The 14,382-nt window shown below is 73.6% G+C and carries 14 protein-coding genes; 12 read left to right on the top strand and 2 right to left on the bottom strand.

From position 1 onward, the window contains the following. Positions 1-89 precede the first annotated feature (89 nt). Both ACIQUR_RS14650 and ACIQUR_RS14645 read right to left on the bottom strand, forming a co-directional pair. The gene (locus ACIQUR_RS14650) at positions 90-1,391 is read right to left on the bottom strand and encodes a sensor histidine kinase (RefSeq protein WP_403663589.1); all 1,302 of its coding nucleotides are present in this window, start codon (positions 1,389-1,391) and stop codon (positions 90-92) included. A 187-nt stretch (positions 1,392-1,578) separates the two neighbouring features. Beyond that, positions 1,579-2,745 carry a sensor histidine kinase gene (locus ACIQUR_RS14645; RefSeq protein WP_403663586.1) on the bottom strand — a complete coding sequence of 389 codons (1,167 nt, stop codon included), beginning with the start codon at positions 2,743-2,745 and terminating at the stop codon, positions 1,579-1,581. Positions 2,746-2,892: 147 nt separating this feature from the next. Here ACIQUR_RS14645 and ACIQUR_RS14640 point away from each other — a divergent pair, with 147 nt between their 5' ends. The 12 genes from ACIQUR_RS14640 (at position 2,893) to ACIQUR_RS14585 (ending at position 14,343) form a co-directional block, all read left to right on the top strand. Then, entirely contained in the window at positions 2,893-3,300 is a 408-nt protein-coding gene (locus ACIQUR_RS14640; RefSeq protein ID WP_399945914.1) for an NADH-quinone oxidoreductase subunit A, read from the top strand. After that, complete coding sequence (locus tag ACIQUR_RS14635) at positions 3,291-3,998, top strand: NADH-quinone oxidoreductase subunit B (RefSeq protein WP_403663582.1); 708 nt, start codon at positions 3,291-3,293, stop codon at positions 3,996-3,998. The genes ACIQUR_RS14640 and ACIQUR_RS14635 overlap by 10 nt, the downstream gene beginning before the upstream one ends. Beyond that, the gene (locus ACIQUR_RS14630; RefSeq protein ID WP_403663579.1) at positions 3,995-5,185 is read left to right on the top strand and encodes an NADH-quinone oxidoreductase subunit C; all 1,191 of its coding nucleotides are present in this window, start codon (positions 3,995-3,997) and stop codon (positions 5,183-5,185) included. Before ACIQUR_RS14635 ends, ACIQUR_RS14630 begins: the two co-directional genes overlap by 4 nt. Continuing rightward, positions 5,182-6,150, top strand: coding sequence for an NADH-quinone oxidoreductase subunit H (locus tag ACIQUR_RS14625; protein ID WP_403663576.1), 969 nt, complete (start codon positions 5,182-5,184; stop codon positions 6,148-6,150). Before ACIQUR_RS14630 ends, ACIQUR_RS14625 begins: the two co-directional genes overlap by 4 nt. Next, positions 6,150-6,764: a NuoI/complex I 23 kDa subunit family protein gene (locus ACIQUR_RS14620; protein ID WP_403663573.1), complete on the top strand. Its 615-nt coding sequence runs from the start codon at positions 6,150-6,152 to the stop codon at positions 6,762-6,764. Before ACIQUR_RS14625 ends, ACIQUR_RS14620 begins: the two co-directional genes overlap by 1 nt. Further along, a complete protein-coding gene (locus ACIQUR_RS14615) occupies positions 6,761-7,351 on the top strand; it encodes an NADH-quinone oxidoreductase subunit J (RefSeq protein WP_403663570.1) in 591 nt (196 codons plus the stop codon). Before ACIQUR_RS14620 ends, ACIQUR_RS14615 begins: the two co-directional genes overlap by 4 nt. Continuing rightward, positions 7,351-7,725, top strand: a complete 375-nt coding sequence (gene nuoK / locus ACIQUR_RS14610) for an NADH-quinone oxidoreductase subunit NuoK (protein ID WP_403663567.1) — start codon at positions 7,351-7,353, stop codon at positions 7,723-7,725. The genes ACIQUR_RS14615 and nuoK overlap by 1 nt, the downstream gene beginning before the upstream one ends. Next, positions 7,722-9,752 (top strand): NADH-quinone oxidoreductase subunit L, encoded by a 2,031-nt coding sequence (locus ACIQUR_RS14605; protein ID WP_403663565.1) that lies wholly within the window; start codon positions 7,722-7,724, stop codon positions 9,750-9,752. The genes nuoK and ACIQUR_RS14605 overlap by 4 nt, the downstream gene beginning before the upstream one ends. 14 nt (positions 9,753-9,766) lie before the next feature. After that, on the top strand, positions 9,767-11,347 hold the full coding sequence (locus ACIQUR_RS14600; protein ID WP_403663562.1) for a NuoM family protein: 1,581 nt from the start codon (positions 9,767-9,769) through the stop codon (positions 11,345-11,347). Further along, on the top strand, positions 11,347-12,897 hold the full coding sequence (locus ACIQUR_RS14595) for an NADH-quinone oxidoreductase subunit N (RefSeq protein WP_403663559.1): 1,551 nt from the start codon (positions 11,347-11,349) through the stop codon (positions 12,895-12,897). The genes ACIQUR_RS14600 and ACIQUR_RS14595 overlap by 1 nt, the downstream gene beginning before the upstream one ends. 193 nt (positions 12,898-13,090) lie before the next feature. Beyond that, positions 13,091-13,954: a zinc metalloprotease HtpX gene (gene htpX / locus ACIQUR_RS14590; RefSeq protein WP_403663556.1), complete on the top strand. Its 864-nt coding sequence runs from the start codon at positions 13,091-13,093 to the stop codon at positions 13,952-13,954. Beyond that, on the top strand, positions 13,951-14,343 hold the full coding sequence (locus ACIQUR_RS14585) for a YccF domain-containing protein (protein WP_403663553.1): 393 nt from the start codon (positions 13,951-13,953) through the stop codon (positions 14,341-14,343). Before htpX ends, ACIQUR_RS14585 begins: the two co-directional genes overlap by 4 nt. The last annotated feature ends 39 nt before the right edge of the window (positions 14,344-14,382 follow it).

Raw genomic sequence — 14,382 nt, 5'->3', positions numbered from 1 at the left:
TCTCCGCACCGGGCCCGCCGCGCGGCGCCCCGGTGGCGGGGGCCCCCCCCCCGCCCGGGCGGAGGGTCCGCCTCCGTAGGCGCGGCGGGTCAGCCCCGCCAGGGCAGCTCGGCCGTGACCGTCGTACCGCCGCCCTCCGCCGAGTCGACGACCAGGACGCCGTCCACCGCGTCCAGCCGCTCCGTCAGCCCCGCGAGCCCGCCGCCCGCGCCGGCCCGCGCCCCGCCGGCGCCGTCGTCGGCCACCTGGAGCAGCAGCCGGTCGCCCGACCGCCACACGTCCACGCTCGCCGTGCGGGCCCTGGCGTGCTTGCTGACGTTCTGCAGCAGCTCGGAGACCGTGAAGTACGCGATGCCCTCGATCGCGGCGGCGGGCCGGCCGGGGAGGTCCACCCGTACCCGGACCGGCACGGTGCAGCGGGCGGCCACCGCGGAGAGCGCGGCGTCGAGACCGCGGTCGGTGAGGACCGCCGGGTGGATCCCGCGGGCCAGGTCCCGCAGCTCCTGGAGGGCGATCTTCACCTCGCCGTGCGCCTCGTCGACCATCCGCGCCGCGGCACCCGGGTCCTCCGCCAGCTTCTCCTTGGCCAGGCCGAGGTCCATGGCCAGCGCGACCAGCCGGGCCTGGGCGCCGTCGTGCAGGTCCCGCTCGATGCGCCGCAGGTCGGCGGCGGCGGTGTCGACCACCACGCCCCGGTCCGACTCCAGCTCGGTCACCCGCGTGGCCAGCCGGGACGGCCCGAGCAGCCCGGCCACCAGCATCCGGTCGACGGCGGTCAGGCCCCGCACCACCCAGGGCGTGACCAGCACGAGCACGATGCCGATCAGGGACGCGCCGGCGATCCGGAGCGGGCCCTCCAGGTAGAGGCCGTTGCCGTGGCCGTCACCGTAGAGCTGGAGGCCGGGCTGGTCGGTGAAGGTGGGGAAGACCCAGTACCAGGCGGGGTACAGCGCCATCGACCAGCCGTAGGCCATGAGCGTCAGGGCCAGGCAGAAGGAGAAGACCGTCCACGGGAAGTGGATCACCATGTAGAGGGCGTGGCGCCAGTTCGCACCGCTCCTGAGCATCGCGCCCATCCAGGAGAGCGCCCCCGCCCTGCGCCGCGGTTCCGGCTCCGGGTCGGCGACGTCCAGGCCCAGCATGGTCCGCGCCCGGGCCCGCTCGACGGCCCCGAAGCCCCGGAAGACCCCGAGGGAGGCGGCGAGCAGCGGGACGCCGAGGAAGGTCACCAGCAGGCCGGCGCCCGCGGAGAGCAGTGTGATCGCGACGCAGAAGTACAGGGTGGCGAACGGGAAGCCGATCATGACGTACCCGAACTCGCGCCAGGTGCGCCCCTCGAAGGGGGCGGTCAGCACGGTGGACCGCCCGGGCCGCCGCTGATCGATGTCCATGGGAACCATCCGTCCTGTCGTGGCCGGGCCCGTCCCGGCCCGCCGGGCCGCCGCTGCCGCCGCTTCCGTTCGTACCCACAGCCTCGTCGTCACGGCCCCGCCGGGACCATGCGGCGCGTCGGTCTCCTCGACGGGGGGTTAACCCCACCCCGTGCCGTCCGGGGCAGGCCACCCGTACCCGTCCGGGTCAGCCCACCCGGTCCCGCCACGGCAGCTCCGCCGTGACCGTCGTACCGGCGCCCTCGGGGGACTCCACGACGAAGACGCCGTCCACCGCGCCCAGCCGCTCCGCCAGACCGGCGAGCCCGCTGCCCCGGTCCTGCCGGGCCCCGCCCGCGCCGTCGTCGGTGACCCGCAGCAGCAGCCGGTTCCCCGACCGCCACACGTCGACGCCTGCCGTGCGGGCCCTGGCGTGCTTGCTGACGTTCTGCAGCAGCTCGGACACCGTGAAGTACGCGATGCCCTCGATCGCCTCCGCGGGGCGGGCCGGCAGGTCCACCGACACCCTCACGGGCACCGTGCAGCGGGCGGCCACCGAGGAGAGCGCGGCGTCGAGACCCCGGTCGGTGAGGACCGCCGGGTGGATCCCGCGGGCCAGGTCCCGCAGCTCCTGGAGGGCCAGCTTCACCTCGCCGTGCGCCTCGTCGACCATCGCCGCGGCCGCGTCCGGGTCCTCCAGCAGCTTCTCCTTGGCCAGGCCGAGGCCCATGGCCAGCGCCACCAGCCGGGCCTGGGCCCCGTCGTGCAGGTCCCGCTCGATCCGCCGCAGGTCGGCCGCGGCCGTGTCCACGACCACGCCCCGGTCCGACTCCAGCTCGGCGATCCGCCGTTCCAGCTCGTCGGAGGGCGAGAGCAGCCCCCGCACCATCGCGCGGTCGGCGTTCGTCAGCGCCCGGGCGAGGTACGGGAGCACCGGCCAGAGCACGAAGAGCCCGATCAGCGCGACGGAGAAGGTCAGCACGCCCCACGGCAGCCGGATGGCGCCGTACAGCACGCTGCGCCAGCCGACCGGGTCCTTCAGGCTCGTCCACAGCCAGGGGAAGAAGCCGGGCCTGGTGGGGATGGGGGTCGGCTCGTCCACGTGCGTGCCCAGCAGCAGCCGGGCGCGTATCCGCTCCGCCTTGCCGAGCTGGCGCGAGCCGAGCAGGCCGGCCGCCATCAGGGGGAGCCCGATCGCGGTGACGGCCAGGCCGCCCGATACGCCGATCATGAACACCACGTAAACAAATCCGATGAGCGCCATCGGGAGGTTCCCGAGCAGGTATCCGATCTCCCGCCAGGTCACCGCGTCGAAGGCGGGGCGTACGGGCGGGGGCCGGTCGTCGCCGGCGGGAGTGAAGGCGCTCGTGGTCATGGAGCACAGCCTGCCGTGTGCCCGGCGGCCGCTGCCATGGGGTGGCCGGGCCTGGTGAACGGGGGATAACCCCACCCCGCATTTGGCAGGCCCTAGACTCCCGTGCGTAACAGAACGTCGACAGTGGTCACAGAACGAGGAGCGGACGTGCCCGAACGGACGGTAACGACCGTGACCGTGCTCGCGGCCGACTATTTCGAGAGCTATTCGGTCGTCGGCCTGCTCGCCGTGATCGGCGTGCTCTTCGTCGCCGTGGCCTTCGGGGCGGGGCGGCTGCTGCGCCCGGTGGTCCCGACCCCCGAGAAGCTCCTGACGTACGAATGCGGCGTCGACCCGGTCGGCGAGGGCTGGGCCCACACCCAGGTCCGGTACTACGTGTACGCGTTCCTCTACGTCATCTTCGCCGTCGACTCGATCTTCCTCTTCCCGTGGGCGACGGTGTTCGCCGCGCCCGGCTACGGGGCCACGACCCTGGTCGAGATGTTCATCTTCCTGGGCTTCCTGGCCGTCGGTCTGCTCTACGCATACAAGAAGGGCGTCCTCGAATGGACGTGACGAGCCCCGCCCCCGACGCCGGGGGCGCCCGCACCCCTGAGCTGCTCCCAGAGCCCAAGAGGCTGGGAGCACTCGCCCGTCTGGCCCCCGAGCCGATGAAGGTGGTCCTCAACTGGGGACGCCGCTACAGCCTCTGGGTCTTCAACTTCGGGCTCGCCTGCTGCGCGATCGAGTTCATCGCCGCGTCCATGGCGCGGCACGACTTCATCCGGCTCGGCGTGATCCCCTTCGCGCCCGGACCGCGCCAGGCCGACCTGATGATCGTCTCGGGCACGGTGACGGACAAGATGGCCCCGGCCGTCAAGCGGCTGTACGAGCAGATGCCGGAGCCGAAGTACGTCATCTCCTTCGGCGCGTGCTCCAACTGCGGCGGCCCGTACTGGGACTCGTACTCCGTCACCAAGGGCGTGGACCAGATCATCCCCGTCGACGTCTACGTGCCGGGCTGCCCGCCGCGGCCTGAGGCGCTGCTCCAGGGCATCCTCAAGCTCCAGGAGAAGATCGCCCGCGAGTCGCTCGACGAGCGGTACGGCGTCGGGTCCGGGCGGCCCTCGGCCGGCGCGCTGACCAGCGGGCTGGTCACGCCGCCGCCGGCGCCCGGGGCCGGTGCGCCGGCCGCTCCGCCCGCGGAGCCGCCGGCCTCCTCGCCCGCGGAGCCGCCGGCCGACGGCGAGCGGAACGCCGGAGGTGCCGCATGACGCACCCCTACGACCAGCTGCCGGACGGCGCCGCGGAGATCTTCGGCGCCGAGGCCACCGCGGAGACGGCGTACGACCTGCTCACAGTCGACGTGCCGGTCGGGTCCTGGATCGCCTCGCTGGAGATCGCCCGCGACAAGCTGGGCTGCACCTACTTCGACTGGCTGAGCGCGGTCGACGAGCCGGGCACCGGCTTCCGGGTGTGCGCGCACGTCGTCGCCCTGGAGGGCGGCCGGGTGCGCCGCCTGCTGCTGCGCACCACCGTCCCGCACGCGGCCGCCGCGCTGCCGTCGGCGATCGACGTCTACGCGGGCGCGGCCTGGCACGAGCGCGAGACGTACGAGATGTTCGGCGTCACCTTCACCGGCCACCCCAACCTCGTGCCGCTGCTGCTCCCGGAGAACTTCGAGGGCCACCCGCTGCGCAAGGACTTCGTCCTGGCCGCCCGGGTCGTGAAGGCCTGGCCCGGCGCCAAGGAGCCGGGTGAGGGCGCCGACCACGGCGGCCCGAAGCGGCGCACGATGCTGCCGCCGGGCGTCCCCGACCCGAACGACTGGGGCCCGCTCAAGGGCCAGCTGCCCCCGGCTCCGGCCCGGCCCGCCCGTACCCCGCGTGCCGCGGGCGACGCCCCGGCCCGCCGGGCGCGTACCGCGGCGGCCGGCTCCGCGAGCCAGGCCGGCGAGGCGGGGGAGGCCCCGGCGCGTCCGGTACGCCGGGCCCGCTCGGCGGCGGAGGGATCGGCGAGCCAGGCCGCCGCGGCCCCGGAGGCCCCCGCGGCCCCCGGCACCGAGGGCGCGCCCGCGGCTCCGGCCGAGCGTCCGGCCCGGCCGCCGCGCCGCACCCGCAGCGCGTCCGAGGGTTCCGCGAGCCAGGCGGCCGCCCCGGCGGAGCCCGCGGCCGGCACCGGCGCCGCCCCGGCGGAGTCCCCGGCTGCCCGCAGTGCGGACGCCCCCTGGCACAACCCCCGCCCGGCGTTCGACGATGCACCGGCGGACCGCCCGGCCGACCCCACCCCGGCAGCCGGACCCGAGGCGGCCCCGGCCCAGGCCCCGGCCCCGGAGGCGTCACCCGCACCGGACCGGACCCCCGAGCCGGCCCCCGCGGCGGAACCGGCCCCGGAGGCCGAGCCCGCCGCCGGGCCGGCCACCCCCGAAACCGACCCCGACACCACCGGAGGCGACGCGTGAACGACGTCCTCGACGTCGCGCTGCGACTGATCGTCGTCTTCGCGGTCTTCCTCGTGCTGCCCCTCGTCATCGGGCAGACCGAGCACAAGGTGATGGCCCACATGCAGGGCCGCCTCGGCCCCATGTACGCCGGCGGCTTCCACGGCTGGGCCCAGCTCGTCGCCGACGGCGTGAAGTTCGCGCAGAAGGAGGACGTGGTCCCGGCCAACGCCGACCGCCGCATCTTCCAGCTCGCCCCCGCCGTCGCGCTGCTGCCCTACCTCCTCGTGCTGGTCGCCGTCCCGATCGGCCCCGGCGAGGGCGCGGTCGGCCAGCTCATCGACGCCGGCCTGTTCTTCGTCCTGGCCGTGATGGGCGTCGGCGTCCTCGGCAGCCTGATGGCCGGCTGGGCCTCCGCCAACAAGTTCTCCCTCCTCGGCGGCCTGCGCACCGCCGCCCAGCTCCTCGCCTACGAGCTGCCGATGCTGCTGGCCGCCGCCTCCGTGGCGATGGCCGCCGGCACCGTCTCGCTGCCCGGCATCGTGAGCGCCTTCGAGTGGTGGTGGCTGCCCTGGCAGATCGTCGGCGGCCTGGTGTTCTTCACCGCCGGCCTCGCCGAACTCCAGCGCCCCCCGTTCGACATGCCCGTCGCCGACTCCGAGATCATCTTCGGCGCGTACACCGAGTACACCGGCCTGCGCTTCGCGCTGTTCCTGCTCGCCGAGTACGCCGGCATCGTCGTCCTGTGCGCCCTGACCACCGTCCTCTTCCTCGGCGGCTGGCACGGCCCGTTCGGCGGCGACGGCCTCGGCTGGTTCTGGACGCTGCTCAAGACCGCGGTCCTCGCCTTCGGCGTGATCTGGCTCCGGGTGACCTACCCCCGGCTGCGCGAGGACCAGCTCCAGAAGCTCGCCTGGACCACACTCATCCCGCTCGCGCTCGCCCAGATCGCGCTCACCGGCATCGTGAAGGTGGCGATCCAGTAATGCCCCCCATCCCCGGCTCCGGCCTCGCCAAGGGCCTCGCGGTCACGCTGAAGACGATGACCAGGCGCGCCCACACCGCGCAGTACCCCGACGTGCAGCCCGCCCTGCCCCCGCGCACCCGCGGGGTCATCGGCCTGTTCGAGGAGAACTGCACCGTGTGCATGCTCTGCGCGCGCGAGTGCCCCGACTGGTGCATCTACATCGACTCCCACAAGGAGACGGTCCCGGCCGCCACCCCCGGCGGCCGCGAGCGCAGCCGCAACGTGCTGGACCGCTTCGCCATCGACTTCTCGCTCTGCATGTACTGCGGCATCTGCATCGAGGTGTGCCCCTTCGACGCCCTCTTCTGGTCGCCGGAGTTCGAGTACGCGGAGACGGACATCCACGAGCTGACCCACGAGCGCGACAAGCTGCGCGAGTGGATGTGGACGGTCCCGGCCCCGCCGGCCCTCGACCCCCGGGCCGAGGAGCCCAAGGAGGTCGCGGCCGCCCGCAAGGCCGTCGAGAAGGCCGAGGCCCAGGCCGCCGCGGCGGCCGCCGCGGCCGCCCCCGAGGCCGGCGCCCCGGCCGAGGACAGCCCCCGGCCCCCGGCCGCCCCGGAGGGAGACGCGTGAGCACCGCAGCCGCCGCCCTGGCCGCCAGCGGCCACCCCGGCTTCCTCTCGCCCACCGGCGTGGAGATCGCCTTCCTGCTCGTCGGCATCGCCACCCTCGGCGCCGCCGTCGTCACCGTCACCACCAGGCAGCTCGTGCACGCCGCCCTCTGGCTGGTCGTCGCGCTCGGCGGCATCGCCGTCGAGTACCTGCTGCTGACGGCCGAGTTCATCGCCTGGGTCCAGGTGCTGATCTACGTCGGCTCCGTGGTCGTCCTCCTGCTCTTCGGCCTGATGCTCACCAAGGCACCCATCGGCCGCTCCCCGGACGCCGACTCGGGCAACCGGTGGGCCGCGCTCGCCGTGGCCGCGGCCGCCGCCGCGGCCCTGGTCTGGGTGGTCGTCGACGCCTTCCGCACCACCTGGATCGACCTCGACGGCCCCGTCCAGGGCTCGACGAAGGTGTCCGGCGAGATCCTCTTCCAGCACTGGGTGCTGCCCTTCGAGGCGCTGTCGGTGCTGCTGCTCGCGGCCCTCGTCGGCGCCATCGTGCTGTCCCGCAAGAACGGCCCGGAGAACGGCCCGAACGACGGTAAGGAGCAGCGCTGATGCACCTGGCCTATCCCGCCGTCCTCGCGGCACTCCTGTTCTGCACGGGCGTGTACGGCGTGCTCGCCCGCCGCAACGCGATCCTGGTGCTGATGTCCGTCGAGCTGATGCTCAACGCCGTCAACCTCAACCTCGTCGCCTTCGACGTCTGGCTGCGCGACCGGCTCCACGCCGGCCAGGCGCTGACCCTCTTCACCATCGCCATCGCCGCCGCCGAGATCGGCATCGGCCTGGCCATCGTGCTGATGGTCTACCGCAACCGCGGCACGGCCGACGTCGACCGGCTGCGCGACACCGCCGAGGCCACCGGGCCCGCCGGGACCGACCCGACCACCGCCCAGCCCGCGGACAGCGTGACCGGAGCCGCCGCGTGACCACCACGACCCTCGCCGTCCTCGTCCCCGTACTGCCCTTCCTGGGCGCGGTGGCCGGACTGCTGCTCGGCCGCACGGCCCCCGGATTCGTCCGGCCGCTGGCCGTCCTGCCCACCCTGGCCGCCGCGGCGCTGGCCGTCCTGGTCGCCGTCCGGCAGGGCGGCGGCAAGCCCGTCGTCGCCGCGACGGAGCTGACGCCCACCGGCTCGGTCCCGATCGACCTGGCCCTGTACCTCGACGGCTTCGCCGTGCTGGCCGCGGTGCTGGTCGGACTGGTCGCCACCTGCGTCCAGCTCTACTCGACCGCGTACCTCCGCGAGGACCCGCGCTACCCGTCGTACGCGGCCCTGGTGTCCCTGTTCACCTCCGCCATGCTCCTCGTCGTCTACTCCGGCGACCTGATGGTGCTGCTGGTCGGCTGGGAGATCATGGGCATCTGCTCGTACTTCCTGGTCGGCCACTACTGGGAGACCGAAGCGGCCCGCTCCGCCTCCCTCAAGGCCTTCCTCGTCACCAAGCTCGGCGACGTGCCCTTCCTCTTCGGCCTGTTCGCGCTCGCCGTCGACGCCGGCTCCTTCCAGATCACCAGGATCCTCGGTGCCGTCGCCTCCGGCGGGCTCGACCACCCGACGCTGATCGCCCTCCTGCTCCTCGCGGGCGTCGCGGGCAAGTCGGCGCAGTTCCCGCTGCACACCTGGCTCCCGGACGCCATGGCGGGCCCGACCCCGGTCTCCGCCCTGATCCACGCCGCGACGATGGTCGCGGCCGGCGTCTACTTCATCGCCCGGCTCCTCCCGGTCTTCACGGCCTCCCAGGCCGCGCTGGTCGTGATGGCCGTCATGGCCGCGGTGACGATGATCGGGTCCGCCCTCGCCGCCCTGGCCCAGGACGACATCAAGCGCGTCCTCGCCTACTCGACGATCGGCCAGCTCGGCTACATGGTCGGCGCCCTCGCCGTCGCCGACCGCGGTGCCGCCGTCTTCCACCTCCTGTCCCACGGTGCCTTCAAGGCGCTCCTCTTCCTCGGCGCCGGCGTGATCATCCACGCCGCGGGGACGAACTCGCTGTCCGCCATGGCCCGCATGGACGGCCTGGCCAAGCGCATCCCCGACGCCTACTGGACGATGACCGTCGCGCTCCTCGCGCTCGCGGCCCTCCCGCCCTTCGCCGGCTTCTTCTCCAAGGAGGCCGTGCTGGTCGCCGCAGAGCACGCCGCCGTCGGAGACACCGAGCTGGCGCCCACCGCGGCCGGCTGGACGGTCCTGGTCGCCGGACTGGTCACCGCCCTGATCACCGCCGCGTACGCCACCCGCCTCTGGCTGATGGCCTTCCGCGGCCGGGGCGCCGCCGCCCCGGACCACGGCAGGGAGCCGCTCGCCATGACCGGCGTGCTGTGGCTGCTGGCCGTCCCGTCGATCACCTTCGGCCTCGCCGGCTACGTCCTCGACGACTGGTTCGACGGCCACCCGCTCACCCCCACGGTGGCCACCTCCGTGCTGGGCATCGGTGCCGCGCTGATCGGCGCCCTCGTCACGTACGGCCTGTGGCAGCGCGCCTCCACGGCCCTGGCCCGCCAGGCCGCCGGAGCCCGCCCGGCCCCCGCCCCCGGCACCGAACCGGCCTCCGTCGCCGCCGCCGAGGAGGTCGCGTCCGCCGCCCAGGCCCCCGAGGTCGCCGAGGTCACCCACGAGCACCCCGGCGTGCCGACGGCCCCCGCCGCCGACCCCGGCCGCGCCCTGCTGGGTCCGCTGCACCGGCACGCCGAGGCGGGCTTCCACCTCGACGCGGTCTACGCCGCCCTGTTCGTACGGCCCGTGCTGGCCGCCGCCGGACTGGTCCGCTTCCTCGACCGCGAGGTCGTGGACACGTACGTACGCGGCGCGGGCGCCGCACCCCGGCTGCTCGGCACCCTGGTCCGCCGCGCCCAGACCGGCAACGTGCAGACCTACCTCAGCGCGCTGCTGGGCGGTTCCGTGGTCCTGGCGGTCGCCGTCGCAGTCCTTGCCAACGTCAACGCCGGATCGTGAGCCGTGAGTCAGCCGTGATTGATATCAGCGCATCCGTGATGCAGTTCCTCCTGGCGTTCATCGTGGCCGTCCCCCTGATCGGCGCGGCCGCCGCCCTGCTCCCGGCCCCGCCCGGGCTCAAGGGCCGGAGCCCCGAACAGGCGGTCCTGCGCCACGGCGTGACCGTCACCGGCGCCGTCCTGGCCGCCGCCGTGGTCCTCGCCCTCGGCTTCGACCACGACGCCCCCTCGACCATGCAGGCCACGACCGACATCAGCTGGATCCAGGCGCTGAACGTCCGGATCCACCTCGGCGTCGACGGCATCTCGCTCCCCCTCCTGCTGATGACCGCGCTGCTGTTCTTCCTCTGCGCGCTCTACTCGTACTTCAAGCTCCCCGCGGGCCCCTCCGCGAAGGCCTTCACCGCCCTGCTGCTCGTGCTGGAGTGCGGCACCCTCGCGACCTTCGCCGTACTCGACCTGCTGCTGTTCTTCCTGGCGTTCGAGATGGTGCTCATCCCGATGTACTTCCTCATCGCCCGCTGGGGCGGTGACCAGCGGCAGCCCGCCGCCTGGAAGTTCATCCTCTACACGCTGCTCGGTTCCGTGGTCATGCTGCTCGGCCTGCTGCTCATCGGACTGAACAGCGGCACCTTCGACATGGTGGCACTCGCCGCCGACAACGGCCGCGGACTGACCCACACCACCCAGCTGCTGGCGGTCCTCGCCATCGGCACCGGCCTCGCCGTGAAGACCCCGATGTGGCCGCTGCACAGCTGGCTGCCGGCCGCGCACACCGCCGCCCCGACCGTGGGCTCCGTGCTCCTCGCCGGGGTCCTGCTCAAGATGGGCACCTACGGTTTCGTCCGCATCCTCCTCCCGGTCGCGCCCGGCGGCATGCGGACCTTCGCCCCCTACCTGGCGGGCTTCGCGGTCGTCGGCATCATCTACGGGTCCCTCGCCTGCCTCGCGCTCGCGAGGAAGGGCGCCAAGGGCGACCTCAAGCGCCTGATCGCCTACTCCTCCGTGGGCCACATGGGCTTCGTCCTGCTCGGCATCGCGACCATGACCCCCACCGGCGTCAACGGCGCGCTCTTCGCCAACATCGGCCACGGACTCATCACCGGCCTCCTCTTCTTCCTGGTCGGCGCCCTGAAGGACCGCTACGGCAGCACCGACCTCGACACCCTCGCCGGGGCCACCGGCGCCGCCCTCTACGGCCGCGCCCCCCGCCTCGGCGCGCTGCTCGCCTTCGCCGCCGTGGCCTCGCTCGGCCTGCCCGGGCTCGCCGGGTTCTGGGGCGAGATGCTGGCCCTGTTCGGCGCGTTCGACCCGGCCGAGGGCCTCAGCCGCCCCGCCTTCCTGACGTTCATGGTCATCGGTGGCCTGGGCACCCTGCTCACCGCCGCGTACCTGCTGCTCGTCGTGCGCCGCGTCTGCATGGGCGACCCCGCCGCCCAGCCGGCCCGCCCGGCGGCCCTCGCGGACGTCCAGACGTACGAGTTCGCCGCCTGGACCCCGCTCGTCGCCCTCACCGTCCTCGCCGGCCTCTGGCCCGCGGTCCTCCTCGGCCTCACCGACCCGGCCGTCCAGAAGCTCCTCGCAGGAGGCAATTGATGACGGCCACCCCCGCCGCCGACAGCGCCACCGTCCTGACGGCCGCGCAGAACCTGGTGCAGAACGTCGACTGGCTCGCGATCGCGCCGCCCACCATCGCGGCCGTCGTCGGCCTCGCCGTCCTGGTCGCCGACCTCTTCGTGCCGGAGCGGAACAAGGCGCTCCTCGGCTGGGTCTCCGTCGCCGGCCTCGCCGCCGCGACCCTGGCCCTGCTGCCGCTGCGCGCGGCCGACCGCTCCACCTTCTGCGTGGTCGGCGACCCGGGCGCGTGCAGCTACACCGTGGACCGCTTCACGCTCGTGATCCAGTTCCTGGTCCTCGCGGGTGCCCTGCTCACCGCCCTGCTCTCGGTGACGGCCGTGAAGGAGACCAGGCTCCCCGCGGGCGAGTTCTGGTTCCTGCTGCTCTCCTCGGCCGCGGGCGCCGCGCTGCTGCCGGCCTCCCGTGACCTGGCCACCCTGATCGTGGCCCTGGAGGTCGCCTCGCTGCCGGCCTTCGCGCTGGTCGGCCTCCGCCGCGGCGACCGCCTCTCCTCCGAGGCGGCCCTGAAGTTCTTCCTCTCGTCGGTCGCCGCCACCGCCGTCTCCCTGATGGGCGTCAGCTTCGTCTACGCCGCCACGGGCACCCTGCACCTGACGCGGGTGGCCGAGGAGCTGGCGCAGCTGCCGGGCCAGTTCGACGGCCTCGCCACGGCGGGCGTCGCGCTGACCCTGGTCGGCTTCGCCTTCAAGACGGCCGCGGTGCCCTTCCACTTCTGGGTGCCCGACACCTACATCGGCGCCCCGCTGCCCATCGCCGGCTACCTCTCGGTGATCGGCAAGGCCGTCGGATTCACCGGCCTCGTCCTCGTCACGGTGATCGCCTTCCCGGCGTACTCCGACGTCTGGGGCCCCGCCCTGGCGGTGCTCGCCGCCCTGACGATGACGATCGGCAACGCCGCCGCGCTGCGCCAGTCCCCGGACCGCGACCACAGCGCCGTGCGCCTGCTGGCCTGGTCCTCCGTGGGCCAGGCCGGGTACCTGCTGGTGCCGATCGCCGCGGCCGCGTACTCCGACCGCGACCAGATCGGCTCGACCGTCGCGTACGCCCTGATGTACGCCGCGGTGAACCTGGGCGCCTTCGCGGTGGCCGCGCTGGTCGGCCGTACGACCCCCCGGCACCGGATCAGCGACTACCGCGGGCTGTACGCGCGCCGGCCGCTCGCCGCGCTGTCGATGGCCTTCTTCCTGCTCTGCCTGGCCGGCCTGCCGCCGGGCGTCATCGGCCTCTTCGCCAAGGTCACCGTCTTCCAGTCCGCGGTCGACGCGGGCCTGGGCTGGCTGGCCGTGGTCATGGCGGTCAACGTCGTCATCGCCCTCTACTACTACCTCCAGTGGACGGCGCTGCTGTTCCGGGCCCCCGAGGGCGAGGAGGCCGGCGCGGCCGTCGCCCCCGGCCGCGTCCCGGCCCCCGTCACCGTCGCGATCGCCCTCACCGGCCTGGTCGCCGTGGTCACCTCGGGAGCCCCGCAGATCGTGCTGCGGTTCGCGTCCACCGCCCTGTTCCAGTAGGCCCGGCCTCGCCCGTACGGAGCAACGGCCCCGCCCGGCGTACCGGGCGGGGCCGCTGCGTTCCCGCGGGTCCCCGGCGGCCGGCGGCCCGGGAACCAGGCGCCCTCGCATGGCGTTGACCAGGAAGGGAGGGTCCACTGGACCGTAGACCCCCTCGCCGGGTCCCCCTGCCGCACCACTTGGAGGGCGTACCGTGCACCGCCGGCACAACGGGCTGAAGACCGCCGTACTCCTCGGCGGACTGTCCGCCCTGATCATCCTCATCGGCAGCTTCTTCGGACGCACCGGCCTGATCGTGGCCCTGTTCGTGGCCCTGGCCACCAACGCGTACGCGTACTGGAACAGCGACAAACTGGCTCTACGCGCGATGCGCGCGCGCCCGGTCAGCGAGTTCGAGGCGCCCGAGCTCTACCGCATGGTGCGCGAGCTCTCCACGTCCGCGCGCCAGCCGATGCCGCGCCTCTACATCTCGCCCACCGAGGCCCCCAACGCCTTCGCGACCGGCCGCAACCCGCGCAACGCCGCGGTCTGCTGCACCGAGGGCATCCTGCGGATCCTGGACGAGCGCGAGCTGCGCGGGGTCATCGGACACGAGCTGAGCCACGTCTACAACCGCGACATCCTCATCTCGTCGGTCGCCGGAGCCCTCGCCTCCGTGATCATGTTCCTGGTCAACTTCGCCTGGCTGATCCCCGTCGGCCGCTCCAACGACGACGAGGGCCCGGGCCTGTTCGGCATGCTGCTGATCATGATCCTCGGGCCGCTCGCCGCCTCCGTGATCCAGCTGGCCATCAGCCGCTCCCGCGAGTACGAGGCGGACGCCTCCGGCGCCCAGCTGACCGGCGACCCGCTCGCCCTGGCCAGTGCCCTGCGCAAGCTCGACGCGGGCACCAAGCAGCTCCCGCTGCCGCCCGAGCCCCGGCTGGAGACCGCCAGCCACATGATGATCGCGAACCCGTTCCGGCCCGGCGAGGGCCTGTCGAAGATGTTCTCCACCCACCCGCCCATGGCCGAGCGCATCGCCCGGCTCGAACAGATGGCAGGACGCCACCAGTGAAGACCATCCTGAACGTCATATGGCTCGTCCTCAGCGGCTTCTGGCTGTTCCTCGGCTACTGCCTCGCGGGCCTGATCCTCTGCATCACGATCATCGGCATCCCCTTCGGGATCGCGGCCTTCCGCATCGCGCTCTACGCCCTCTGGCCCTTCGGCCAGACCACGGTGGAGCGCCACGACGCCGGCGCCGGCTCGTGCGTGGGCAACGTCCTGTGGCTGATCCTCGCGGGCTGGTGGCTGGCCCTCGGCCACATCGCCACCGGCATCGCCCTGTGCATCACGATCATCGGGATCCCGTTCGGCATCGCCAACTTCAAGATGATCCCGATCTCGCTCTTCCCGCTGGGCCGCGAAATCGTTCCCACGGACGCCCCCTTCGCCTCCCGCTGAGGCACCGCCGCGGCGACGCGCGGGAGCTGCCGCGCCGCT

The sequence above is a fragment of the Streptomyces sp. NPDC101132 genome, from assembly GCF_044759225.1.
GTDB lineage: Bacteria > Actinomycetota > Actinomycetes > Streptomycetales > Streptomycetaceae > Streptomyces.
The sequence above is the reverse complement of the archived record's forward strand: the minus strand, read 5'-3'. Positions and strand labels throughout refer to the sequence as shown.

What these genes read in the sequence shown, in the direction of transcription:
- ACIQUR_RS14650 (WP_403663589.1), bottom strand. Translation starts at nt 1,391, where the DNA reads ATGGACATCGATCAGCGGCGGCCCGGGCGGTCCACCGTGCTGACCGCC.
- ACIQUR_RS14645 (WP_403663586.1), bottom strand. Translation starts at nt 2,745, where the DNA reads ATGACCACGAGCGCCTTCACTCCCGCCGGCGACGACCGGCCCCCGCCC.
- ACIQUR_RS14635 (WP_403663582.1), top strand. Translation starts at nt 3,291, where the DNA reads ATGGACGTGACGAGCCCCGCCCCCGACGCCGGGGGCGCCCGCACCCCT.
- ACIQUR_RS14630 (WP_403663579.1), top strand. Translation starts at nt 3,995, where the DNA reads ATGACGCACCCCTACGACCAGCTGCCGGACGGCGCCGCGGAGATCTTC.
- ACIQUR_RS14620 (WP_403663573.1), top strand. Translation starts at nt 6,150, where the DNA reads ATGCCCCCCATCCCCGGCTCCGGCCTCGCCAAGGGCCTCGCGGTCACG.
- nuoK (WP_403663567.1), top strand. Translation starts at nt 7,351, where the DNA reads ATGCACCTGGCCTATCCCGCCGTCCTCGCGGCACTCCTGTTCTGCACG.
- ACIQUR_RS14595 (WP_403663559.1), top strand. Translation starts at nt 11,347, where the DNA reads ATGACGGCCACCCCCGCCGCCGACAGCGCCACCGTCCTGACGGCCGCG.